This is a genomic window from Amycolatopsis sp. NPDC101161 (genome assembly GCF_044768185.1).
Classification (GTDB): domain Bacteria; phylum Actinomycetota; class Actinomycetes; order Mycobacteriales; family Pseudonocardiaceae; genus Amycolatopsis.
Window position 1 is genome coordinate 802,622 of record NZ_JBIWPI010000001.1, and the last position, 20,595, is coordinate 823,216.

Below are 20,595 nucleotides of genomic sequence, written 5' to 3' on the forward strand. Positions count from 1 at the left end.
ATGATCCAGAACCTGCTGGTCGCCAACCGCGGCGAGATCGCCCGCCGCGTCTTCTCGAGCTGCCGCGACGCCGGGATCGGCACGGTGGCGGTGTTCTCCGACGCCGATGCCGCCGCGCCCCATGCGCTGGAAGCCGACGCGGCCGTCCGGCTGCCCGGCAACGCGCCGTCCGAGACGTACTTGCGCGCGGAGCTGCTGGTGAAGGCCGCGGCCGACACCAGCGCCGACGCCGTCCACCCCGGCTACGGCTTCCTGTCCGAGAACGCCGCGTTCGCGCGGGCCGTCCTCGACGCCGGGCTGACGTGGGTCGGGCCGCCGCCGGAAGCCATCGAGACGATGGGCTCCAAAGTGGAGTCCAAGCGGCTGATGGCCGCCGCCGGTGTCCCGGTGCTGTCCGAACTGGACCCGGCTTCGGTGACTTCGGAAGACCTGCCGCTGCTGGTCAAGGCATCCGCCGGGGGTGGCGGGCGCGGGATGCGCGTGGTCCGCTCCCTCGACGAGCTGGCCGAGGCGGTGGAAGGCGCGAGCGCGGAGGCCGGGTCCGCGTTCGGCGACCCGACCGTCTTCTGCGAGCGGTACCTGGAAACCGGACGCCACATCGAAGTCCAGGTGCTCGCGGACAAGCACGGCACGGTGTGGGCGGTGGGGGAGCGGGAGTGCTCCATCCAGCGTCGCCACCAGAAGGTCGTCGAAGAGGCGCCGTCGCCGTTCGTCGACGCCGCGATGCGCGAGGAGCTGTTCGACGCCGCGCGCAAAGCCGCCGAGGCGATCGACTACGTCGGCGCGGGCACGGTCGAGTTCCTCGCCGGGCCCGACGGCCGGTTCTACTTCCTCGAGATGAACACGCGGCTGCAGGTCGAGCACCCGGTCACCGAGAACGTCACCGGCCTCGACCTCGTCGCGCTGCAGCTGCGAATCGCGGAGGGCGAGCGTCTGCCCGCCGACCCGCCGCCGACCGTCGGACACTCCATCGAAGTCCGGCTCTACGCCGAAGACCCGGCCGCAAACTGGCAGCCCCAGAGCGGCACACTGCACACGTTCGAAGTGCCCGATGTGGACCGCCGGTTCACCGAAGGCGCCGGGCTGCGGCTCGACTCCGGCTTCGAGAGCGGCTCGGTGGTGGGTGTCCACTACGACCCGATGCTCGCCAAGGTGATCACCTGGGCACCGACCCGCGCCGAAGCCGCCCGGCGCCTCGCGAAGGCCCTCGCCGCGACGAAGATCCACGGCGTCGTCACCAACCGCGACTTGCTGGTCACCATCCTGCGTCACGAAGCCTTCCTGGCGGGGGAGACCGACACGGCGTTCTTCGACCGCCACGGCCTCGACACCCTGGCCGCGCCGCTGGCCACGCCCGACACCGAGCGGCTCTCGGCCCTCGCGGCGGCGCTGGCCGACGCGGCGGGCAACCGCGCGTCGGCGACCACGCAGAGCAGGCTGCCCAGCGGCTGGCGCAACGTCCGGTCGGCCGGGCAGCGCAAGGCGTTCACCGTGGCCGACCGCGAATACGAGGTCGTCTACTCGCTGACGCGGAACGGCCTGAAGGCCGACGGTTTCGAGGCCGAGCTGGTCAGCGCCGAGGCGGGTCGGGTCGTACTGGACATCGGCGGCGTGCGACGCGCGTTCGACGTCGCCCGCCACGACGGCGTGTCCTATGTGGACTCCGCACTCGGCTCCGTGGCGCTCAAGGCCGAGCCGCGGTTCGCCGACCCGGACGCGGCCCTGGCCGCCGGGTCGCTGGTCGCGCCGATGCCCGGCACCGTCGTCCGGCTCGCCGTGCAGGCCGGGGACCCGGTCAAGGCCGGTGACCCGCTGCTGTGGCTCGAAGCGATGAAGATGGAACACCGGATCGCCGCCCCCGCCGACGGCGTGGTCGCGGAACTGCCGGTGACAGTGGGACAGCAGGTCGAAGTGGGCACGATCCTCGCGGTGGTGGGAGAAGCAGAATGAACGCCATGAACTTCATCGAGCCGGAGGAGCGGATCGCGCTTCGCAAGGCCGTCGCCGAGCTGGGCGCCAAGTACGGGCACGAGTACTACGCCCGCAAGGCCCGCGCGGACGAGAAGACGCACGAACTCTGGGACGAGGCCGGGCGGCTGGGCTACCTCGGCGTCAACATCCCCGAGGAGTACGGCGGCGGGGGCGCGGGCATCGCCGACCTCGCCGCGGTGCTCGAAGAGCTCGCCGCCGCGGGCTCGCCGCTGCTGCTGATGGTCGTCTCGCCGGCCATCTGCGGCACCGTCATCTCCCGCTTCGGCACCGACGAGCAGAAGAAGCAGTGGCTGCCCGGCATCGCCGACGGCAGCAAGCGGATGGTCTTCGCGATCACCGAGCCGGACGCCGGCTCGAACTCGCACAAGATCACCACCACGGCCAAGCGCGACGGCGACGGCTGGGTCCTCAGTGGACGCAAGGTCTACATCTCCGGCGTCGACGAGGCCGACGCGGTGCTCGTGGTCGGCCGCATGGAGGACTCGAAGACCGGCCGGCTCAAGCCCGCGCTGTTCATCCTGCCGACCGGCACCCCGGGCTTCGAGTACACGAAGATCCCGATGGACATCGTCGCGCCGGAGAACCAGTTCTCGCTGTTCCTCGACGACGTCAAGCTCCCGGCCGAGGCGCTCGTCGGCGAGGAGGACGCGGCGATCGCGCAGCTGTTCGCGGGCCTCAACCCGGAACGCATCATGGGTGCGTCGTTCTCCCTCGGCATCGCCCGGTACGCGCTGGCCAAGGCCGTCTCCTACGCCAACCAGCGCCAGGTCTGGGGGACGCCGATCGGCGCTCACCAGGGCCTCGCACACCCCCTGGCCGAGATCAAGGTCGAGCTGGAACTGGCGAAGCTGATGACGCAGAAAGCGGCGTCGCTCTACGACTCCGGCGACGACTTCGGTGCGGGGGAGTCGGCCAACATGGCCAAGTACGCCGCCGCCGAGGTCGCCATCCGCGCGACCGACCAGGCTGTGCAGACCCACGGCGGCAACGGCCTCGCCACCGAATACGGCCTCGGCACGCTCGTCACCGCCGTCCGGCTCGGCCGGATCGCCCCGGTGAGCCGCGAGATGGTGCTCAACTTCGTCGGCCAGCACAGCCTCGGCCTGCCCAAGTCCTACTAGGAGAGTCGCCATGTCTACTTTGGACGGCAAGACGATCATCATGTCGGGCGGCAGCCGCGGCATCGGCGAGGCGATCGCGCTCCGGGCGGCTGCCGATGGGGCCAACATCGCGCTGCTGGCCAAGACCGCCGAGCCGCACCCGAAGCTGCCGGGCACGATCTACACCGCGGCCGAGGCGATCGAGAAGGCGGGCGGTCAAGCGCTGCCGATCCTCGGCGACGTCCGCGACGACGACGGTGTCGCCGCCGCGGTGGCGAAGACCGTCGAGCAGTTCGGCGGCATCGACATCGTCGTGAACAACGCCAGCGCGATCGACCTGACGCCGACCGAGCAGGTCAGCATGAAGCGCTACGACCTGATGCAGGACATCAACGCGCGCGGCACGTTCCTGCTGTCCAAACTGGCCATCCCGCACCTCCGGCAGGGGATGAACCCGCACATCCTGACGCTGTCGCCGCCGATCAGCCTCGACGAGAAGTGGTTCACCGCCGGCCACCTCGCGTACAGCATCGCGAAGTACTCGATGAGCCTGGTGACCGTCGGGCTCGCGGCGGAACTCCGCCAGGACGGCGTCGCGGTCAACTCGCTGTGGCCGCGCACCACGATCGACACGGCGGCGATCCGCAACGTCGTCGGGGCGGAGCTGGCGTCGCGCAGCCGGACGCCGGAGATCATGGCCGACGCCGCGTACGCGATCCTGACCAAGCCGAGCCGCGAGGTCACCGGCAACTTCTTCCTCGACGACGAGGTGCTGCGGGCCGAGGGCGTCACCGACTTCGGGAAGTACCGCGTCGGCGACACCGCGGAGGAAGACCTGCAGCTCGACTTCTGGGTCGAACCGGCTTGACCGGCGTCCGCGAACCCCAGCAGGAACGCAGCCGCACGACGCGGCGGCGGCTGATCGAGGCCGCGCTCGACGGGTTCGCCGAGCGCGGCTGGCACGGCGTCACGGTGGCCGCCATCGCCGAGCGCGCCGGCGTCTCGCGCGGCGCGGCCCAGCACCACTTCCCGACGCGCGAGGACCTCGTGGTGGCGGCGGTCGACCTGCTCGGCGAGGCCCAGATCGACGAGCTGCGCGCGCAGGCCGCCGACCTGCCGAGCGGACCGTCCCGCACCGAGCGCGTGGTCGAGATGGTGCTGAACCTCTACACCGGGCCGCTGTTCCGAGCGGCCCTGCAGCTGTGGGCGGTGGCGGCGACGGACGAGTCCCTGCGTGACGTGCTGGTGCCCCTGGAGGCGAGGGTCGGCCGCGAGGCACACCGGGTGGCGGTGGAGCTCCTCGGCGTGGACGAGTCCCGGCCAGGGGTACGCGAGCTGGTCCAGGCCACCCTCGACCTGGGCCGCGGCCTGGGCTTGGCGAACTTGCTCACGGACGACGCCCGCCGCCGCAAGCAGATCATCAGGGAGTGGGCGCGAACACTGGAGCTTAGGCTCGGCTGAGCCGGACGGTGAGTCCGCTCGGGACCCCGAGAGAAGTGCTGGGTGGTCATCCCGTCGCCTGAGGCCGTTAAATCACTTTGAGCCAGGCCCGCAACCCACAGATCAACGCGAGAAGAGAGCGCAAGCTTGCGGGCCTGGCTCAAAGTGATAGGCCTCGGTCAGGCGACGGGATGACCACCCAGCAACCACCTGCAAGAAGCAGGAAGACAGCGGAGGCCATCCCAGAGCCTGCCCGTCCGGCGAGGACATCTTTTGAACGTGCGGGCAGTGAGCAAGTCCAAAGCCCACCGACCGTCCGCCCCAAAGCCCAACGACCGCTCGCCGAGACCCCCCAACCGTTCACCGACACCAACCGAGACCCACCGGAACCCGAACCTGCTCCGAACCGTCATAGTGTTGTAAGTAACACAATCGGCCCAACGGGCGAATGACTATACGTAGCAAGACCGCAGAGGAAGGCAGTCCGGTGTCCGGTTCAGGAGTCGAGCTCACCCACCGCGCGATGGCGATGCTGAAGGCGGTGGCCGCTGGACGTGCGCAGATGTCGTGCAGCTGCGAGCCCGACCTCTTCATCGACGGATTCGCGTGCTGCGATCAGATGACGGCCCACGCGCTCGCCCACGGTGGCTACCTGCGCCCCGCCGCCGAAGCCGCCACCGGCCGGGTCCCCGCCGAACTGACCGAAGCCGGCCGGGCCGCACTCGAGATCACCGTCGCCGCCTGAGCACCTGCTCGCGCGTCACGCACCGTCGTTGTTCGCTCATCCGTTCGATTCGCCCTCTCGTCGCGTGAGCACGCGGGCGGCGCCTTCGGTGACGGCGACCGTGTGCTCCGAGTGGGCCGTGCGGGAGCCGTCGGCCGACCGGATGGTCCAGCCGTCGGGGTCGTAGACGATCCGGTCGGTCGTGCGCGCGAACCAGGGTTCGAGCGCCAGCGTCAGGCCCGGCCGGAGCTTCATCCCGCGCCCGGGCGCGCCCTTGTTGGGAACGTGCAGGTCCTCGTGCATGGTGCGGCCGATGCCGTGCCCGCCGAACTCGGTGTTGACCGGGTAGCCGTACTCGCGTGCCACCGCCCCGATCGCCGCGGAGATGTCACCCAGCCGGTTGCCCGGGCGCGCCGCCTCGATCGCCGCTTCCAGGGCTTCTTCGGTGGCGCGGATGATCCGCAGGTCCTCCTCGGCGGGCGTGCCGACGATGACCGTGCGCGCCGAGTCGGCCGCCCACCCGTCGATGCTGACCGCGAGGTCGGCGGTGAGCACGTCGCCGTCGCGCAGCACGTAGTCGTGCGGCAGGCCGTGGAGGACGGCGTCGTTGACCGACAGGCAGATCACGTTGCGGAACGGACCCTTGCCGAACGACGGCGCGTAGTCCCAGTAGCACGACTCTGCGCCGCGCCGCTTGATCATCCCGCGCGCGTGGTGTTCCAGGTCCATCAGGTTGACGCCCACATCGGCGAGCCGGCCGACCTCGGTGAGGATCTCGGCGACGAAGCGTCCCGTCACGTGCATGCGGTCGACTTCCGCAGGCGTCTTCAGTTCGATCACGAAAACCTCGCGTCCCACCAGGTCGGTATAGTTATACCGCTACCGTAGCACGGTCCCGGTATAGGAATACCAGTCCGGGTGGGAAGGCGCCGGAAACCCGTCCGACCTGGCAGGCTTGGGCCATGGCGGAACCCCCACCACCGGTCGACGACGAGGCGACGGTCTTCCTCCCCAGCGAGCTGCGCGGCGCCCACTGGCCGACCCGCGACCCCGACGTCTCGCGGCGGCCCTACGACGAGTTCGCCACGCAGATCGTCGCGCGGCCGCCCGCCTCGCCCGTCTCCGCCGGCCGCGGCGAGGGCGCCGGTTCGTCGCTCGCCCGCTCGAGCGGCCGGATGGCCGTCGCCTCGACCGTCAGCCGGATCACCGGGTTCGTCGCGAAGCTGCTGCTCGCCGCCGTCGTCGGCACCGGGGTCGTCAACGACTCCTTCACCGTCGCGAACACCCTGCCGAACATCGTCTTCGAACTGCTCTTCGGCGGCGTGCTCGCCAGCGTCGTGGTGCCGCTGCTGGTCCGCTCCCAGGACGACCCGGACGGCGGCCGCGCCTACACGCAGCGGCTGATCACGATGGCGCTGGTGCTGCTCACCGTCGGCACGGCCGTCGCGGTGGCCATCGCGCCGCTGTTCACCGCGCTCTACGTCGACAAATCGTCCGCGACCGCCAACCCGCCGCTGACCACCGCGCTCGCGTACCTGCTGCTGCCGCAGATCCTCTTCTACGGCCTCTTCGCGCTGCTCTCGGCGATCCTCAACGCGCAGAACGTCTTCGGCCCGCCGGCCTGGGCACCGGTGCTGAACAACGTCGTCGTCACCGGCACGCTCGTCGTGTTCGCCGTCGTGCCGGGGGAGCTGACGCTCGACCCGGTCCGGATGGGCGACCCGAAGCTGCTGGTCCTCGGCCTCGGCACCACGCTCGGCATCGTCGTGCAGGCCGCGGTGCTGATCCCCGCGTTGCTGCGCACCGGGTTCCGGTTCCGCTGGCGCTGGGGTTTCGACCCGCGGATCAAGGAGTTCGGCGGGCTGGCCGCGTGGATCCTCGGCTACGTCGTGGTCAGCCACGTCGGGTTCGTCGTCACCACCCGCGTGCTGACGCACGGCAGCAGCGGCGGCGTCACGGCCTACAGCTACGCGTCCCTGCTCTTCCAGCTCCCGTACGGCATCCTCGGCGTTTCGCTGCTCACCGCGCTGATGCCGCGGATGAGCCGCGCCGCCGCCGACGGCGACACGGTCTCGCTCGTCGGCGACCTCTCGCTCGCCTCCCGCATCTCGACGGTGCTGTTCGTGCCGATCTCCGCCGTGCTGGCCGTCGTCGGCACGCCGGTCGGCATCGCGATCTTCACCTGGGGCCGCGGCACCCTCGCCGACGCCGAGCGGCTCGGCCAGACGCTCGCCGTCTCCGCCGTCGGGCTGCTGCCCTTCGCGCTGGTCATGTTGCAGCTGCGGGTGTTCTACGCGATGAAGGACGCCCGCACGCCCACGCTCATCATGCTCGTGATGACCGCGGTCAAGATCCCGTTGCTGCTGCTGTGCCGCGGATTGCTCGACGGCGAGCACATCGTCTACGGCGTGATGCTCGTCAACGGCGCCGGGTTCGTCGTCGGTGCCGTGCTCGGCCAGGTCTGGCTGTGGGTCCGGCTCGGGCACCTGCGCAGCAAGCGATCCCTGCGCGTCGGGCTGATCACGCTGTCGGTCAGCGCGCTCGGCGTCGGGGCGGCGGTGCTCGCCGGCTACGCCGTGCCCGGCTCCCTCGGCGAGATCGCGGGGGCGTGGGTGAAACTGCCGGTCCAGACCTTGCTCGGGATGGCCGTCCCGTTCGGCTTGCTGGCGTTGCTGCGGCTCCCGGAGTTCACCCCGGTGACCCGGCGCGTGGCCGGTCTCCTGCGGCGGTTCGCCTCTCGTTGACGACTACGGCCGGGAACGCGATCCGGATGTCTCGGAACGGTAACGAGACCGCTGCGATCAGCGCGTTTACAATTCCGGCGCGGCTTCCTAATATCCACCCCGATCAGCTATGGGGCGGAGGTCGTGCATGACGCGCAGGGCGCGCAGGCGGCGGGACCGGGTTTCGGTCGACGAACTGCTGCAGCAGGCCGGGCTGCGCCCGAGGCGGCCCGGCTCGCGGTCGGCCGAGACGGCCGCCCGGCGCGACCCCGGCGACGAGCCGCGCGGCGCGGCGGGCCGGCTCGCGCTGGCGGCGGCGGTGCTGGTGGTGCTGGGCGGGCTGGTGGTCGTCCTGGCGTCGCGGCCCGAGCCCATCCCGGGAACCACGCAGTTCCCGCAGCTGCAGCCGGCCACGGGCGTCCCGACGTCGACGGCGGTCGCCGTGCCGACTCAGACGACGACGCCGTCCCCGGTGGTGATGCACGCGCGCAAGACGCCGACGCCGACTCCGACCCCGACGGTGACGATCGAGCTGAAGCCGTCGCCGACGATCACGGTCACCCTGCCGTCGCCCACCGGGGACTGGAACCGCTGTTCCCCCTACGGCTGCCGCCGCGACGGCACGCCGGTGCGCTGACGCCGCAGCAGGAGGTACGTGCCGGCGGCGAGCACGAACCCGGCGGCGAACGTCAGGTCGCCGGTGCCGGGCACCGCCTTCGGGACCGGCGCGGTGTAGAGCGCCTGGTTCGCGAACAGCCCGACGGACACCACCAGCCCGACGAGGAACGCGGTGAACCCGGCGACGTTGCGGTGGTTCTTGTCGAAGAGCAGGTCGCCGAACTCCGTGCCGCGGCGCAGGTGGTGGTCGGCCAGCAGCACGCCGAGCCACGGGCCGATCCAGTAGGCGATCACGAGCAGGAAGTTCTCGTACGCGTGCCCGGCGTCGGCGAGCCCCAGCCAGGCCAGCACGAACCCGACCGCGCCGAACGCCAGCGCGACGGCGGCGCGGCGCCAGGCCAGCGGCAGCCGGACGCCGAGCGCGAGGAAGGCGAGCGCGCCCGAGTAGACGTTGAGGACGTTCGCGGCGACGGCGCCGAGCGTGATCGCCAGCAGCGTCGCGGCGGCGAGGAAACCGGGCAGGTGCCCGGTGAACGCCGTCGTCGGGTTGTCGTCGGCCGGGCCCGCGATGGTCGTCGAGGCGGCGCCGGCGAGCATCAGGACGGTCGTGGAAAGGAACAGGCCACTCCCGGCGTAGAGGCCGATCGCGCGGGGTGACGCGGTTTTCGGCAGGTAGCGCGTGTAGTCGGCGGCGTAGGGGTTCCAGCCGGCGGTGTAGCCGAACGCCGTCCCGACGGCGAGCAGGAACCCGCCCACGCTGCCGGAGTTGGTGGTCGCGCCGGCCTTGCCGAAGACGACCACGCTGGCCGCGGCGAACACGACGGCCAGGACGGCGAAGACGTACTTTTCGTACGCCTGCACGAGGTTGTGCCCGAAGAAGGCGACGACGATCTGCAGCGCGACGACGAGCACGAGGCAGGCGAGCGTCGGGAGCCCGGTGAGGCTGGCCAGCGCGAAGGCCCCGCTGACACTGTTGACGGCGAACCAGCCGACCCCGGCCATGACCGACATCAGCGCCGCGGGCAGCACGTTCCCGCGGTAGCCGAAGGCGGCCCGCCCGAGCACCATCTGCGGCACGCCGTAGCGCGGACCGCGGGCGCTCAGGACGCCGTGGGCCAAGGCGCCGAGCCCGTTCCCGACGACCGCGGCGAGCGCGGCCTGGGTGAAGGAGAGCCCGAAGGCGGTGACGGCGAGGACGCCGACGAAGACGGTGGCGAACTCGAGGTTGGGCGAGGCCCAGGTCCAGACCAGCTGCCGGGGTGTGCCGTGCCGGTCGGCGTCGGCGACGGGCTCGACCCCGCCGGGCTCGACCGCGACCAGCTTGTCGCCGTAACCGGCCGCTTCGGAGTTCGCCATGGGACGAAGGTAGGTGACGGAAGTTTCGGCGGTGTGACGGAATCCGGGGCCCGCTCACCGGCACGGTTTCCGCTGACCGGTACCCCGCGAAGACCCTCTCACCGGCCCCGATGCCGGTGAGAGGGCCTCCGACAGCCCCACTACGGGCCTCGGTGTCAGCCGGCGTACCCGGCGACGATCTTCGTGAACGCGTACTTGTCCTGCGTGATGCCGCTGCACTCGCCGCCGCCGCTGCAGTCGCGGTTGGTGGCCCAGAACGTGAAGCGGGCCAGGTGGTGGCTGGTCGCGTAGCCGCGGATCGAGTTGAAGTTCGCCACCGTGACCGTCTCGCCCGCGTTGTCGGTCTTGCCGTTCATCGAGGAGAGGCCGCTGTGCCGGTAGGCGGTGTCGTCGCTCCAGCCGAACGTGGTCTTGAGCTGGTTCTTCAGCCCGTCGACCGCGGACTTCGTGTGCGCGGCCATGTCACCGCCGCTGGAGAAGTCGAACGGCATGACGGACCAGACGTCGACCGGGGCGCCGATCGCCTTGGCCTGGTTGATCAGGCGCTTGCCCCACGAGTCGGGGCCGGTCGTGGTCGTGCCGATGGTGATGACGACCTTCAGGTTCGGGTTCTTCTGCTTGGTCAGCTTGACCGCGTTGAGGATGCGGTCCTGCACCGTGTTGTTCTGGAACTCGTCGGTGTTCTCGATGTCGAGGTCGATCGCCTTGAGACCGTAGGCGTCGATCACCTTCTGGTACGCGCCCGCCAGCGCCGAGGCCGACGTGCACTTCGAGCCCAGCTTCGTGCCGGACCAGCCGCCGAAGGACGGGATCACGTCCCCGCCCGCGTTGCGGATGTTCTGGATCATCGTCTTGTCGGAGCCGGTCAGCGAACGGTTGCCGTCCCACTTCGGGTTGCAGGTGCCGTCCGACAGGACGAACGCGAGGGTAAACGCTTTCACGCCGGTCGCGGACATCGCCGCGGTCGGGCTCGTCTGCCCGCCCCACTGGTACAGGTACGGGGACGCGAGCACCGGGTCGACCGCGGCCATGGCCTGCGGGGCGAGACCGACCGCCGTCGCCATCGCGGCTCCGGCCGCGAGCGCGAGGGTCACCAGACGGCGCACTGATTGCATGGGGGTCCTCCAATGTGCGAGTGGAGCACCTCCGGTTTGAGGCGGCGGGATCAACCCGGGAGGAGCGCTGTGTGCCACCACACAGTGGACTAGACCAATGTTGCGTGTCAACCCTCCTTCGGTCGCGAAAATGACTCACCGTGCGCGCGCGGGTGCCGAGCGTCGGCGGTGTGAGATTCCCCTGAAGGCGGAGTGACACCGCCCGGCATTCCGGCTACTTTGCCGAAATGGTGGGGGATTCGGTCGCCGCCGGCGGAGGACGCCGCCCGGGCCGGATCCTGCCCGCCGTCGTGCCGCGGCGCTGGGCGCTCTGGCGGCTGCCGCGCCGCGGCCAGGTCCTCTACCTCGTCGCGATCGACGTCCTCGCCGTCGCCGCGGCCGTGCTCGCGGCGCTGCGGTTCCCGCCGCTCGCCGCCATGCTCACGCCGTTCGCGCTGCTCCTGGGCGGCATGCTGGTCTCGGCCGAGCTCGCCCGGACCGTGGAGCGCCACCGCGAGGAGACCCTCCTCGGCCCCGGCGTCGACACGCCGTGGATCTTCGCCGGGGTGCTCGTGCTCCGGCCGGGCCTCGCCGTCGCACTGGTCGTGCTCTCCGCGCTGCACCAGTGGTTCCGGGTCCGCAGAAGACCCGGGTACCGGCAGGTGTTCGGCGCCGCCGCGACGGCGCTGGCCGCTCTCATCGCCGGCGCGTTCCTCACCGCGACCGGCGTCCGCCCGCTCGGTGCGGTCGTCGACAACCGCACCGTCGCCCTGTTGACCGTCGCCGGCGTGGTGTTCCTGGCGGTGAACGCCGCGCTCGTCACTGCCGCCGACGGCCCCCGCCGGCTCCGCGCGGCCCTTCCCGGCCACGCCTTCGACGCCGCGATGACGGCGTCCGCCCTGCCGCTCGCCTGGGCCGTCGGGGCCGCGCCGCTGCTGGTCCCGGTGCTGGCCGGCGCCACCGTCGTGCTGCACCGCGGCGGGCTCGGTCACGGCCGCCGCGACCACGTGACCCTCGACCCCGGCACGGGCGTGCTGACGGCGGCGTCGTGGCGCGGCGCCGCCGAAGCCGAACTGGACCGGCTCGGCCGCCACGGCCCCGGCCAGGCGGTCCTGGTGCTCGACCTCGACCACTTCCGCCAGCTCAACGACCGCTACGGCGCCCGCATCGGCGACGCCGTCCTGCGCGCGGTCGCCGACACCCTGCGCGACGAGGTCCGCGCCGCCGATCTGGTGGGCCGGTCCGGTGGCGAGGAGTTCGCGGTGCTGCTGCCCGGCACCGGCCGCTTCGACGCGATGGCGATCGCCGAGCGGATCCGGCTGCGGATCGCCTCGACGCTGGTGGCGCTGAAGGCCTCCGGCGACGGCCCGCAGTTCGTCGGCGTGACGGTGTCGATCGGCGTCGCGGGCTGCCCGCCCGGCGGGGAGCTGGCGGACGCGCTGCTGGCGGCGGAGGCGGCGGTGCTGCGCGCGAAGGCGGCGGGCCGGAACCGGACCATCTGCGCCGAACCGGCGTCGTGATCCTTCCGTTAGGGAAGGCGTACAACCGGGCATACCGCCGGGCGTCTTGAATGGCAGGAAGGCGGCGAGGGGCCGTCGGGGGATTCAGGGGGAACAAATGCGTTCACTTCGTCGTGCCGTCGTGGCCGGAACCGGTGTGGCGGCCGCGGTCGTGCTTTCGGCGTGCACCGGTCAGCAGAATGCGGACGTCGGGCAGAGCACGCAGCCCGCGACGACGACGCCGGCCGCGACCACGGCCGCCGCGCCCGCGCAGGCCACCACGTCCCCGCAGGTCGTGAAGCCGGTACCGGCCAAGGACAACGCCTGCGCCTCGGCGACCAAGGCCGCGCTGGAAGCCGCGCTCAAGGCGGACGAGAAGTTTTCCGGCGCGCTGATCGTCGACGGCAAGGGTCTGCAGCGCATCCACTGCGTCGCCCCGTGGGCGTTCGCGCACTTCACCAACGAAATCGACGGTGGCCGCATTCTCTTCACCCACCGGAACGGGAGCTGGGTTCCGGTGAACGCCGGCACGGGGGAATTGTGCGAAAAGGTCCCGGCCGCGACCGCGAAGCAAATCTGCTATTGAGTGACCGTGATCGCGTTCAGCTTCTCGCGGAGGTAGTCCGAAGCGATCACTTCCGGGTACGTCGTCCGGCCCAGGGGTGGGGCCAGTGACGTGATCCGCGCGTCGTGGTCGGTCTCGTAGAAGAAGATCAGCGACACCAGGTCCTCGTCCGGGGCGGTGGCCGCCGGGGGGAGGACGCGGTGGCGCGTCGACCGCCAGCGGTCGCCCGTCCAGCGGGCCATCAGGTCGCCGATGTTCACCGTGAACGCGTCCGGGTGGAACGGCGCGTCCTCCCACTCGCCGTCGGCGGTGTAGACCTGCAGGCCGCCGACGCCGTCCTGGCGGTCGAGCACCGTGACCGTGCCGAAGTCGGTGTGCGGGCCGATCCGGAACTGCTCCGGTTCCGGCGCGCCCACGTGGGTCATCGGCGGGTACCAGTTGATGTTGAACGTGTACGTCGGGTGCGCGGTGTGCCGCGTGAAGTGGCTTTCGGCGAGGCCGAGCGCCGCCGCGAAGATCTCGAGGAGGTGGTCGGACAGCGCGCGCATCCGGCGCATGTACTCGGTCGCCGTCTCGGCGAGGCCCGGGACCTCGACCGGCCAGACGTTGGGCTGGAACCAGAACCCGTCGATCTCGGCGACGCCGACACCGAGGTCGGCGCCCGCGGAGAACGACTCCTTGAGGTCCGGCGGAGTCTCGGTGCCCTCGGCGTAGCCGTTGGCCTCGACGCCCGGCGGCAGCCAGCCGCGGCCGCCGACGGTGACGGCGTAGCGCTGCTTGACGTCTTCGGGCAGCGCGAAGAACTCCCGCGCCAGCTCACGCGTCCGGCGGCGCAGGTCGTCCGGCACGCCGTGCCCGGTGACCAGCAGGAACCCGGACTCCCGCAGCGCCGCGTCGATCCGCGTCGCCACCTCGGCCCGGCCCTCGGACGTGCCCGCGAACCACGGCGAGAGGTCCACGAGGGGAACGGTTGACGGCATACCGGCTCCTGTCCTATTCGGACTTCTCCACCCCGATGTCTTCGAACCACAGGTCCGGGCGCGCGGCGATGAACTCCGTCATCAGCGCGGTGCAGACCGGGTCGTCGAGCAGGGTGATCTCCACGCCGAGCCCGGCGAGCCAGTCGTGCCCGCCGTGGAACGTCTTCGCCTCGCCGATGATGACGCGCCCGATCCCGAACTGACGGACGAGCCCGGAGCAGTACCAGCACGGCGAAAGCGTCGTGACCATGATCGTGTCGCGGTAGTGCGGGCGGCGCCCGGCGTTGCGGAAGGCCGAGGTCTCCGCGTGCATCGACGGGTCGTCGTCCTGCACGCGCCGGTTGTGCCCGCGGCCGAGCAGGGTGCCCGCGGTGTCGAACAGCGCGGCCCCGATCGGCACCCCGCCCTCGGCCTTGCCCAGCTCGGCTTCTTCACGGGCGACGGCCAGCAGGGCGTCCGGGTCGATCGGCATGCGTCACTCTTTCCGGCCGACGCGGTCCATGGCAAGTGTTTGACGATTCAACTGCACCTTCCGGCGGATCGCGGACCGATCCTGTCCTCGATGTCTGGCACACTGCGTCCCATGTACGGGACATCGGAACGCCTGCTCAGGCTGCTGTCGCTGCTGCAGGCTCGCCGCGACTGGCCGGGCGCGGACCTCGCGTCGCGGCTGGAGGTCGACGTCCGCACGATCCGCCGCGACGTCGAACGCCTGCGGTCCCTGGGGTACCCGGTGCACGCGACGCCCGGCGTCGCCGGCGGCTACCGGCTCGGCGCGGGGGCCGCGCTGCCGCCGTTGCTGCTGGACGACGACGAGGCGGTCGCGGTGGCGGTCGGCCTGCGCACGGCGGCGAGCGGCACGGTCAGCGGCATCGAGGAGACGTCCGTGCGCGCGCTGGCGAAGCTGGAGCAGGTGCTCCCGGCGCGGTTGCGGCCACGCGTGAGCGCCCTGGGCGCGGCGACGGTGTCGCTCCCGGGTGGCGGCCCGACGGTGGACGCGTCGGTGCTGACGGTGATCGCGGCGGCCTGCCGCGACCACGAGCGGCTGCGGTTCCCCTACGGCGACCACGCCGGCACGGAGACGGAGCGGTCGGTCGAGCCGCTGCGCCTGGTCCACACGGGACGGCGCTGGTACCTGGTCGCGTACGACCTGGACCGGGCCGGCTGGCGCACGTTCCGGGTCGACCGGATCACGGCGGTGCCGGCGCCGAGCTTCCGGTTCACGCCGCGCGAACCGCCGGCCGACGACCTGGCGGCGTACGTGTCGCGGCAGATCTCGTCGGCGCCGTACCAGCACCAGCTGGTGCTGCGCGTGGCGGCACCCGCGGCGGTGGTGGCGGCGCGGGTGCCGCCGACGACGGGGGCGGTCGAGCCGATCGACGAGCACAGCTGCCGGGTCCGGACCGGGGCGAACACCCTGGACACGGTCCCGTACTACCTGGCGCAGTGGGGGCACGACTTCGTGGTGGAGGAGGCCCCGCCGGGGTTGGTGGAACGGCTGCGGGAGGTGTCGGAGCGCTTCGCCCGCGCGGTCGGCTAGCCCGCTTCGAGCCGGACGCAATCGCTTTCGCCGTCGCTCAGGAAGGCCGCCAGCTCGCTGCCTTCTTCCAGTAGCTCGCGGCGTTCGGTCTTGGCCAGTTTTCGCAAGGGCCGCACGGTCACGGTGTCGTCCTCGACCGTCCACGTCGCCGACACCCGGCCGTCGACCAGCACCACCCGCTCGCCGGCCACCGAGAGCCCGCGGTGGGCGTCGTCGATCACGCGGGTCCGGTCGTCGTAGCCGAGGATCGCGTTGTCGAACGCCGGCAGGAACCGCACGGGGGCGGGCGTCTCCGGGGCGGGGCGCGGCGCGTCCGGCAGGTCGAGCAGTTCGCGGCCGCGCTCGTCGCGGAAGACCACCAGCTCGTCGCGGACGGCTTTCACCGCCGCCGGCAGCCCGGCCAGACCGGACCACGCGCGCACGTCCGCGGTCGCCGCCGGACCGTACGCCGCCAGGTAGCGCCGCACGAGCGTCCGCCCGACGGCGTCGTCCGGATCGAGCGGGTCGACGTCGCGGCCGAGCCACGTCGCCAGCGGCAGGTTCCGCACGCCGGCCTTGACGCGCCACAGCCCCCGCGGCGGCAGCTGCGCGACGGGGATCAGTGCGGCGACCAGCATTTCGCCGAGCGGCCGCGGCCCGGCGGCCGGCCACCGGTCGGCGACCGCCCGCGCGAGATCCCCCATCGACCGCGGCTCGCCGTCGGCCAGGACGGCGAGCCCGGCTGCTTCGAGTTCCTCGAGGTCGACGCCGTCGAGCTCCCGCCGGTAGACGCCGAGGACGCGCTGGCGCAGCATGGCGTCGAAGCGCGTCCGCCAGGCGAGGACGTCGTCGGCGGTGAGCAGGTGGACGGTCCGGCGCATCAGGTGCGTCCGCACGACCCGCCGTCCGGTGAGCAGGTCCGACAGCGCCGCCGGGTCGAAGTTCCGCAGCCGCGACCACAGCCCGGTGAACGGTTCCTGCGGTTCTTGCGCCTGCAGGCCACCGAGGTGCGCGACGGCGTCGTGCACGGGCAGGTCGGCGCGGTCGAGCAGGAGCTGCCGGGCGAGCGTCGCGCGGTTGAGGGCGCCGGTGCCGAGAACGGTCACGTGGACTTCTGCCCGTCGAGGGTCTCGCGGAGGATGTCGGCGTGCCCGGCGTGCTGCACGGTCTCGGCGATGACGTGCAGGATCGCCCGCCGCGCGGTCCACTGCTGCCCCGGCCGGTCCCACGGCGCGTCGGGCAGCGGGTGCGTCACGGAGAGGTCGGGCACGGTCCGGATGACGTCGTCACTGCGCTTGGCGACGTCTTCGTAGCGCGCCCGGATCTTCGTGAGGGTGTCGCCGGGCTGCATGGCGAACTCGTTCTGGTGGTCGACGACCCACCGCGGGTACTCGCGCGCGGTCCCGGTGACGATGTCGGCCCAGGTCACGCCGTCGGGGAGGTCGAACCGCATGGCCGACGGCCCTTCGACGACGAAGCGGAGCCAGCTTTCTTCCATCGAGGCGACGTGCTTGAGGAGCCCGCCGAGGCAGAGGGCACTGACGGTCGGGGTCGCGCCGGCTTGCTCGTCGGTGAGGCCGTCGGTGGTGGCTCGGAGGGCGGCCCGGGCGGTCGCGAACTCGGCGATCAGGTCGTCGCGTTCGGTGTCGGTGGTCATGCGCTCAGCGTGTCAGGGATAGCGGACAGGTTGTGTCCGCTATTGCGGCACGGTCGAGTGTGTTCACCCACCGTTGCGCACCCCGGCCGAAAGGGGGTCGAAGCCGGCGGGCCACCACGTGGTGTCGTCCGCCAGGGCGCCCTCGAAGTCGGTGCCGTCGACGACGGTCTCTTCCAGATCCGTTCCGCGCACGTCCGCGCCACAGAGGTTGGCCTGGGCCAGGTTCGCGCCGTGGAGCCGGACCCGCCAGAGCCGGGCGTTCTCGAGATTCCCCAGCCGCAGGTCGGCGTGGCTCAGGTCGGCGGTCGGCCAGGACCGGCTGCTGTCCTCGGTGGGGCCCCACCGGCCCAGGACCGTGAGCGCGGCTTGGACGTCCCTGGCCCGGACGCGCAGCGGCGGCGTGGCGTCGATCGGCTGATCCGCCGGGTACCCGGAGCCGTCCGGCGGTGGCCACGGCGACCGGGTGCGCACGTGGGCGGCGAGGACGTGCACGATGGCTTCCCGGTCGCGTGCGGACTCCCACGCGATCCGGTCGAGTGCGTAGACGCCGCCCAGCCGGGCGGACAGGCTGTCGTGGCCGAGCAGCTCGACCGAACGTCCGAACCGCTCGGTGATCTGGCCTTGGCGTTCGATCTCCCGCTGTTGCCGGCTGTCGTCCACGTTGTGCCTCAGCTGGCGCCACGTGCCGTAGGCGCCGAGGAGCAGAACCGCTCCGGCGACGCCCTGCAGGAGCGTGGCCCGCGCGTCGTTGACGGCTTTCACGTAGTCGGCCGGCGACAGCGCCGTGAGCTGCGCGGTGGTGACCTCGGCGCGCACGATCAGCACCGGGAAGACGGTGGTGCAGGCGGCCAGGAGGGCGAGGCCCAGCGCGGCCAGGAGGACGTTCCGTCCCCACCGCCGTGGCCTGGACACGGGCGTCGGCACCACGATCGCTCAGCCGGTGACCGGCGTGTCGGGCCGCGACGCGCCGAGCATGCGCAGCACCAGGTCGCCGTACTCCTTGCCGAGTGCGGCCGGGGTCTGGCGGGCGCGCTCGGTGTACCAGCGGGCGACGTCGACGCCGAGGGAAAGCACCGCGCGGGCCGAGGTGTGCGCGTCGGAGACCGTGAAGACGCCCTCCTCGACGCCGTCGGCGATGACCTCGCGGACGATCCGCTCGATGCGCCGCCGCAGCTCGGCGACCACGGCGAACTCCTGCTCGGGCAGGGCCTGCAGCTCGTACTGGACGACCCGGGCGACGGTGTGGCGCCGCGCGTGCCAGGCGACGAAGTCCTCGACGATCAGCCGGATCCGTTCGACTGGATCCGACTCCTTCGCGACGACGTTCTCGACGAGGGCGAGGGTCTGCTCGTGGCCGTACCGGCTGATGGCGAACAGCAGCGCGGCCTTGGACGGAAAGTGCACGTAGAGGGCGGCCGGACTCATCCCGGCGGCTCCGGCGATGTCCCGCGTGGTGGTGGCGTGGTAACCCCGCTTGGCGAAGGCCTCGACCCCGGCCAGCATCAACCGGCGAGCGGTCTCGGGCTGCACATCCGGCCAGAGATCGGCCGACAGCGACATCGTCATCCGGTGATCCTCCCAGACCCCACCGCCCAGGATGGCCGGCTCCGGTCACCCTCATTGTAAGTACGGGCTGACCTGAGGCCGAGCAGTGCGGTGACCTGGCGCACAAACTCGCGCACGAAATAAGTAAAAGAGCCATGCTTATTTCATGACCTGGCCCGCAACAGCGCGCTACGACCTCTCCCCGGCCCCGGGTGGCCTGGGGTTCGTCCACGACCTGCTCAACACCCGGTCCGCCGGCCGTCCCCGGCAGCCCGACCTGCTTGCCGACGTCGCGTTGGCGCAGGGCTGGGCCGACGGGGCCCTGGCTGCCTGGACCGAGGAGACCGGTCAGGACCTGCCCGCCGTGACCCTCGGCGAAGACGACCTCGACCCCCTCCGCGACCTCCGCGTCGATCTGCACGCCCACGTGGCGCGCGCGGACGGACCGCCCGCGCCGGAACACCAATCCGGGGTGGTGCTGCGCCTCGGGTCGGACGGCCGGGTCCGGCCGGAACCGCGGGGCACCGGCTGGCGGGCCCTGGCTTCGGTCGCTTTGATCGCGATCGCGGAGGCCCAGGCGGCCGACACCTGGCGCCGTCTCAAAACCTGCCGCAACCACCGGTGCGAAGCCGCGTTCTTCGACCGCTCGCGCAACAACAGCGGCACCTGGCACGACGTGCGCGTCTGCGGCAACCCCGCCAATCTGCGCGCTTTCCGCGAGCGGCAACGCACCGAAAGAGTCGAATCTTGAACACCTATTTCGAAAGAAGGGGCGCCATGCGCGCGATCCAGTACGACGAGTTCGGCGGCTACGACGTCCTCAGAACCGTCGACGTCCCGGTTCCGGTCCCCGCCGATGGCCAGGCGCTCGTGCGGCTCACCTTCGCGGGCGTGAACCCGCTGGAAGAGACCGTCCGCCGCGGGAAACTCCCCGCCGCGGCCGTCAAACCGCTGCCGATCCGGCCCGGCGGGTTCGGCGTGGGCGTCCTCGCCGAGCCCGGCGCGAGCGGGGTGCCGGCCGGCACCCGCGTCATCCTCAGCGGCGGCCGGTACGGCGTGGGCGCCGACGGCGCGTGGGCCGAGTACATCGCCGTCGACCCGCGGCACGTGGTGGCCGTTCCGGACGGTGTCGACGACACCGCCGCGGCCGCGCTCACCGCCGCGACCGGCCACCTCACTGCGTACCTGGCGCTCGCCGAACTCGCCGGCTTCCGTCCCGGGCAGACCGTCCTCGCGCCCGGTGTCGGGGGAGGCGTCGGGCAGGGCGGCGTGGACGTCGCCCGGGTGCTCGGCGCCGGCGCGGCGATCACCACGGCCACGACCACCGCGAAGGCCGAACGCGGCCGCGCGCTCGGGTTCGAGGTGATCGACCTGTCCACCGAGTCCCTGCGCGACGGCGTGCACCGGCTGACCGGCGGCCGCGGCGTCGACGTCGTCCTCGACGGCGTCGGCGGCTCCGTGACCGGCGCGGCGCTGGGCGCGCTGGCGGTGGACGGCACCCTCGTCAGCATCGGGTATGCGGCGAGCACCCGCACCGAAATCGACGTCACCGACCTCATCTGGAAGAACACCCACATCCACGGCTTCCGGTTCGCACTGTTCACCGCGGAGCAGATCAACGCCGCGAACAAGCAGTTGCTCGATCTGGTCGCCCGCAAGGAGATCACGCCCCTGGTTGACCGCGTGTTCCCGCTGGAGCAGGCCGCGCAGGCGCAACGCCACCTCGCCGAGGACGGCCCGTTCGGCCGCGTTCTGCTGGCCATCCGGCCGAGCTGATCGTCCA

The 20,595-nt window shown here is 71.8% G+C and carries 21 protein-coding genes; 12 read left to right on the forward strand and 9 right to left on the reverse strand.

What is annotated here, in order from left to right; all coding sequences use genetic code 11:
• The 5 genes from ACIRSS_RS03920 to ACIRSS_RS03940 all read left to right on the forward strand — a co-directional run bounded on the left by ACIRSS_RS03920 (position 1) and on the right by ACIRSS_RS03940 (position 5,277).
• Entirely contained in the window at positions 1-1,950 is a 1,950-nt protein-coding gene (locus tag ACIRSS_RS03920) for an acetyl/propionyl/methylcrotonyl-CoA carboxylase subunit alpha (RefSeq protein ID WP_400890205.1), read from the forward strand.
• Positions 1,947-3,113: an acyl-CoA dehydrogenase family protein gene (locus ACIRSS_RS03925; RefSeq protein ID WP_400890207.1), complete on the forward strand. Its 1,167-nt coding sequence runs from the start codon at positions 1,947-1,949 to the stop codon at positions 3,111-3,113. Before ACIRSS_RS03920 ends, ACIRSS_RS03925 begins: the two co-directional genes overlap by 4 nt.
• Positions 3,114-3,123: 10 nt before the next feature.
• The gene (locus ACIRSS_RS03930) at positions 3,124-3,960 is read left to right on the forward strand and encodes an SDR family oxidoreductase (protein WP_400890209.1); all 837 of its coding nucleotides are present in this window, start codon (positions 3,124-3,126) and stop codon (positions 3,958-3,960) included.
• The gene (locus tag ACIRSS_RS03935; RefSeq protein ID WP_400890211.1) at positions 3,957-4,553 is read left to right on the forward strand and encodes a TetR/AcrR family transcriptional regulator; all 597 of its coding nucleotides are present in this window, start codon (positions 3,957-3,959) and stop codon (positions 4,551-4,553) included. The genes ACIRSS_RS03930 and ACIRSS_RS03935 overlap by 4 nt, the downstream gene beginning before the upstream one ends.
• 466 nt (positions 4,554-5,019) lie before the next feature.
• A complete protein-coding gene (locus tag ACIRSS_RS03940) occupies positions 5,020-5,277 on the forward strand; it encodes a hypothetical protein (protein ID WP_400890213.1) in 258 nt (85 codons plus the stop codon).
• A gap of 36 nt (positions 5,278-5,313) precedes the next feature.
• On the opposite strand, the gene map is transcribed toward ACIRSS_RS03940, so the two are convergent.
• Entirely contained in the window at positions 5,314-6,096 is a 783-nt protein-coding gene (map, locus tag ACIRSS_RS03945) for a type I methionyl aminopeptidase (RefSeq protein WP_400893376.1), read from the reverse strand.
• A gap of 122 nt (positions 6,097-6,218) precedes the next feature.
• Here map and murJ point away from each other — a divergent pair, with 122 nt between their 5' ends.
• Together murJ and ACIRSS_RS03955 are read left to right on the forward strand one after the other, a co-directional pair.
• Positions 6,219-8,000 carry a murein biosynthesis integral membrane protein MurJ gene (gene murJ, locus ACIRSS_RS03950; RefSeq protein WP_400890215.1) on the forward strand — a complete coding sequence of 594 codons (1,782 nt, stop codon included), beginning with the start codon at positions 6,219-6,221 and terminating at the stop codon, positions 7,998-8,000.
• A 127-nt stretch (positions 8,001-8,127) separates the two neighbouring features.
• A complete protein-coding gene (locus ACIRSS_RS03955) occupies positions 8,128-8,616 on the forward strand; it encodes a hypothetical protein (RefSeq protein ID WP_400890217.1) in 489 nt (162 codons plus the stop codon).
• Here the strand turns inward: ACIRSS_RS03955 and ACIRSS_RS03960 are convergent.
• Positions 8,580-9,953: a purine-cytosine permease family protein gene (locus tag ACIRSS_RS03960; RefSeq protein ID WP_400890219.1), complete on the reverse strand. Its 1,374-nt coding sequence runs from the start codon at positions 9,951-9,953 to the stop codon at positions 8,580-8,582. The genes ACIRSS_RS03955 and ACIRSS_RS03960 overlap by 37 nt on opposite strands.
• Before the next feature lie 155 nt (positions 9,954-10,108).
• Positions 10,109-11,068 (reverse strand): chitinase, encoded by a 960-nt coding sequence (locus ACIRSS_RS03965; protein WP_400890221.1) that lies wholly within the window; start codon positions 11,066-11,068, stop codon positions 10,109-10,111.
• A gap of 227 nt (positions 11,069-11,295) precedes the next feature.
• Here ACIRSS_RS03965 and ACIRSS_RS03970 point away from each other — a divergent pair, with 227 nt between their 5' ends.
• Together ACIRSS_RS03970 and ACIRSS_RS03975 are read left to right on the forward strand one after the other, a co-directional pair.
• Positions 11,296-12,567, forward strand: coding sequence for a diguanylate cyclase (locus tag ACIRSS_RS03970; protein WP_400890223.1), 1,272 nt, complete (start codon positions 11,296-11,298; stop codon positions 12,565-12,567).
• Between the two features lie 121 nt (positions 12,568-12,688).
• A complete protein-coding gene (locus ACIRSS_RS03975) occupies positions 12,689-13,132 on the forward strand; it encodes a hypothetical protein (RefSeq protein WP_400890225.1) in 444 nt (147 codons plus the stop codon).
• Here ACIRSS_RS03975 and ACIRSS_RS03980 read toward each other — a convergent pair.
• On the reverse strand, positions 13,126-14,091 hold the full coding sequence (locus ACIRSS_RS03980) for an isopenicillin N synthase family dioxygenase (protein ID WP_400890227.1): 966 nt from the start codon (positions 14,089-14,091) through the stop codon (positions 13,126-13,128). The two genes, ACIRSS_RS03975 and ACIRSS_RS03980, sit on opposite strands and share 7 nt — an antisense overlap.
• Positions 14,092-14,104: 13 nt before the next feature.
• Positions 14,105-14,563, reverse strand: coding sequence for a nucleoside deaminase (locus ACIRSS_RS03985; RefSeq protein ID WP_400890229.1), 459 nt, complete (start codon positions 14,561-14,563; stop codon positions 14,105-14,107).
• A 111-nt stretch (positions 14,564-14,674) separates the two neighbouring features.
• Between ACIRSS_RS03985 and ACIRSS_RS03990 the strand changes: the two genes are divergently transcribed.
• Complete coding sequence (locus ACIRSS_RS03990; protein ID WP_400890231.1) at positions 14,675-15,631, forward strand: helix-turn-helix transcriptional regulator; 957 nt, start codon at positions 14,675-14,677, stop codon at positions 15,629-15,631.
• Here ACIRSS_RS03990 and ACIRSS_RS03995 read toward each other — a convergent pair.
• From ACIRSS_RS03995 to ACIRSS_RS04010, 4 genes are all read right to left on the reverse strand, one after another.
• Positions 15,628-16,716, reverse strand: a complete 1,089-nt coding sequence (locus ACIRSS_RS03995) for a winged helix DNA-binding domain-containing protein (protein WP_400890233.1) — start codon at positions 16,714-16,716, stop codon at positions 15,628-15,630. The genes ACIRSS_RS03990 and ACIRSS_RS03995 overlap by 4 nt on opposite strands.
• Positions 16,713-17,267 (reverse strand): DinB family protein, encoded by a 555-nt coding sequence (locus ACIRSS_RS04000; RefSeq protein ID WP_400890235.1) that lies wholly within the window; start codon positions 17,265-17,267, stop codon positions 16,713-16,715. The genes ACIRSS_RS03995 and ACIRSS_RS04000 overlap by 4 nt, the downstream gene beginning before the upstream one ends.
• Positions 17,268-17,330: 63 nt before the next feature.
• Positions 17,331-18,179: a pentapeptide repeat-containing protein gene (locus ACIRSS_RS04005; RefSeq protein ID WP_400890236.1), complete on the reverse strand. Its 849-nt coding sequence runs from the start codon at positions 18,177-18,179 to the stop codon at positions 17,331-17,333.
• Between the two features lie 21 nt (positions 18,180-18,200).
• Positions 18,201-18,833, reverse strand: a complete 633-nt coding sequence (locus ACIRSS_RS04010; protein WP_400890238.1) for a TetR/AcrR family transcriptional regulator — start codon at positions 18,831-18,833, stop codon at positions 18,201-18,203.
• Between the two features lie 145 nt (positions 18,834-18,978).
• Here ACIRSS_RS04010 and ACIRSS_RS04015 point away from each other — a divergent pair, with 145 nt between their 5' ends.
• Together ACIRSS_RS04015 and ACIRSS_RS04020 are read left to right on the forward strand one after the other, a co-directional pair.
• Complete coding sequence (locus ACIRSS_RS04015) at positions 18,979-19,563, forward strand: CGNR zinc finger domain-containing protein (protein WP_400890240.1); 585 nt, start codon at positions 18,979-18,981, stop codon at positions 19,561-19,563.
• A 26-nt stretch (positions 19,564-19,589) separates the two neighbouring features.
• A complete protein-coding gene (locus tag ACIRSS_RS04020) occupies positions 19,590-20,588 on the forward strand; it encodes a zinc-binding alcohol dehydrogenase family protein (RefSeq protein WP_400890242.1) in 999 nt (332 codons plus the stop codon).
• Positions 20,589-20,595 lie beyond the last annotated feature (7 nt).

What these genes read in the sequence shown, in the direction of transcription:
- ACIRSS_RS03920 (WP_400890205.1), top strand. Translation starts at nt 1, where the DNA reads ATGATCCAGAACCTGCTGGTCGCCAACCGCGGCGAGATCGCCCGCCGC.
- ACIRSS_RS03925 (WP_400890207.1), top strand. Translation starts at nt 1,947, where the DNA reads ATGAACGCCATGAACTTCATCGAGCCGGAGGAGCGGATCGCGCTTCGC.
- ACIRSS_RS03930 (WP_400890209.1), top strand. Translation starts at nt 3,124, where the DNA reads ATGTCTACTTTGGACGGCAAGACGATCATCATGTCGGGCGGCAGCCGC.
- murJ (WP_400890215.1), top strand. Translation starts at nt 6,219, where the DNA reads ATGGCGGAACCCCCACCACCGGTCGACGACGAGGCGACGGTCTTCCTC.
- ACIRSS_RS03955 (WP_400890217.1), top strand. Translation starts at nt 8,128, where the DNA reads ATGACGCGCAGGGCGCGCAGGCGGCGGGACCGGGTTTCGGTCGACGAA.
- ACIRSS_RS03960 (WP_400890219.1), bottom strand. Translation starts at nt 9,953, where the DNA reads ATGGCGAACTCCGAAGCGGCCGGTTACGGCGACAAGCTGGTCGCGGTC.
- ACIRSS_RS03965 (WP_400890221.1), bottom strand. Translation starts at nt 11,068, where the DNA reads ATGCAATCAGTGCGCCGTCTGGTGACCCTCGCGCTCGCGGCCGGAGCC.
- ACIRSS_RS03970 (WP_400890223.1), top strand. Translation starts at nt 11,296, where the DNA reads ATGGTGGGGGATTCGGTCGCCGCCGGCGGAGGACGCCGCCCGGGCCGG.
- ACIRSS_RS03980 (WP_400890227.1), bottom strand. Translation starts at nt 14,091, where the DNA reads ATGCCGTCAACCGTTCCCCTCGTGGACCTCTCGCCGTGGTTCGCGGGC.
- ACIRSS_RS03985 (WP_400890229.1), bottom strand. Translation starts at nt 14,563, where the DNA reads ATGCCGATCGACCCGGACGCCCTGCTGGCCGTCGCCCGTGAAGAAGCC.
- ACIRSS_RS03990 (WP_400890231.1), top strand. Translation starts at nt 14,675, where the DNA reads ATGTACGGGACATCGGAACGCCTGCTCAGGCTGCTGTCGCTGCTGCAG.
- ACIRSS_RS04000 (WP_400890235.1), bottom strand. Translation starts at nt 17,267, where the DNA reads ATGACCACCGACACCGAACGCGACGACCTGATCGCCGAGTTCGCGACC.
- ACIRSS_RS04010 (WP_400890238.1), bottom strand. Translation starts at nt 18,833, where the DNA reads ATGACGATGTCGCTGTCGGCCGATCTCTGGCCGGATGTGCAGCCCGAG.
- ACIRSS_RS04015 (WP_400890240.1), top strand. Translation starts at nt 18,979, where the DNA reads ATGACCTGGCCCGCAACAGCGCGCTACGACCTCTCCCCGGCCCCGGGT.
- ACIRSS_RS04020 (WP_400890242.1), top strand. Translation starts at nt 19,590, where the DNA reads ATGCGCGCGATCCAGTACGACGAGTTCGGCGGCTACGACGTCCTCAGA.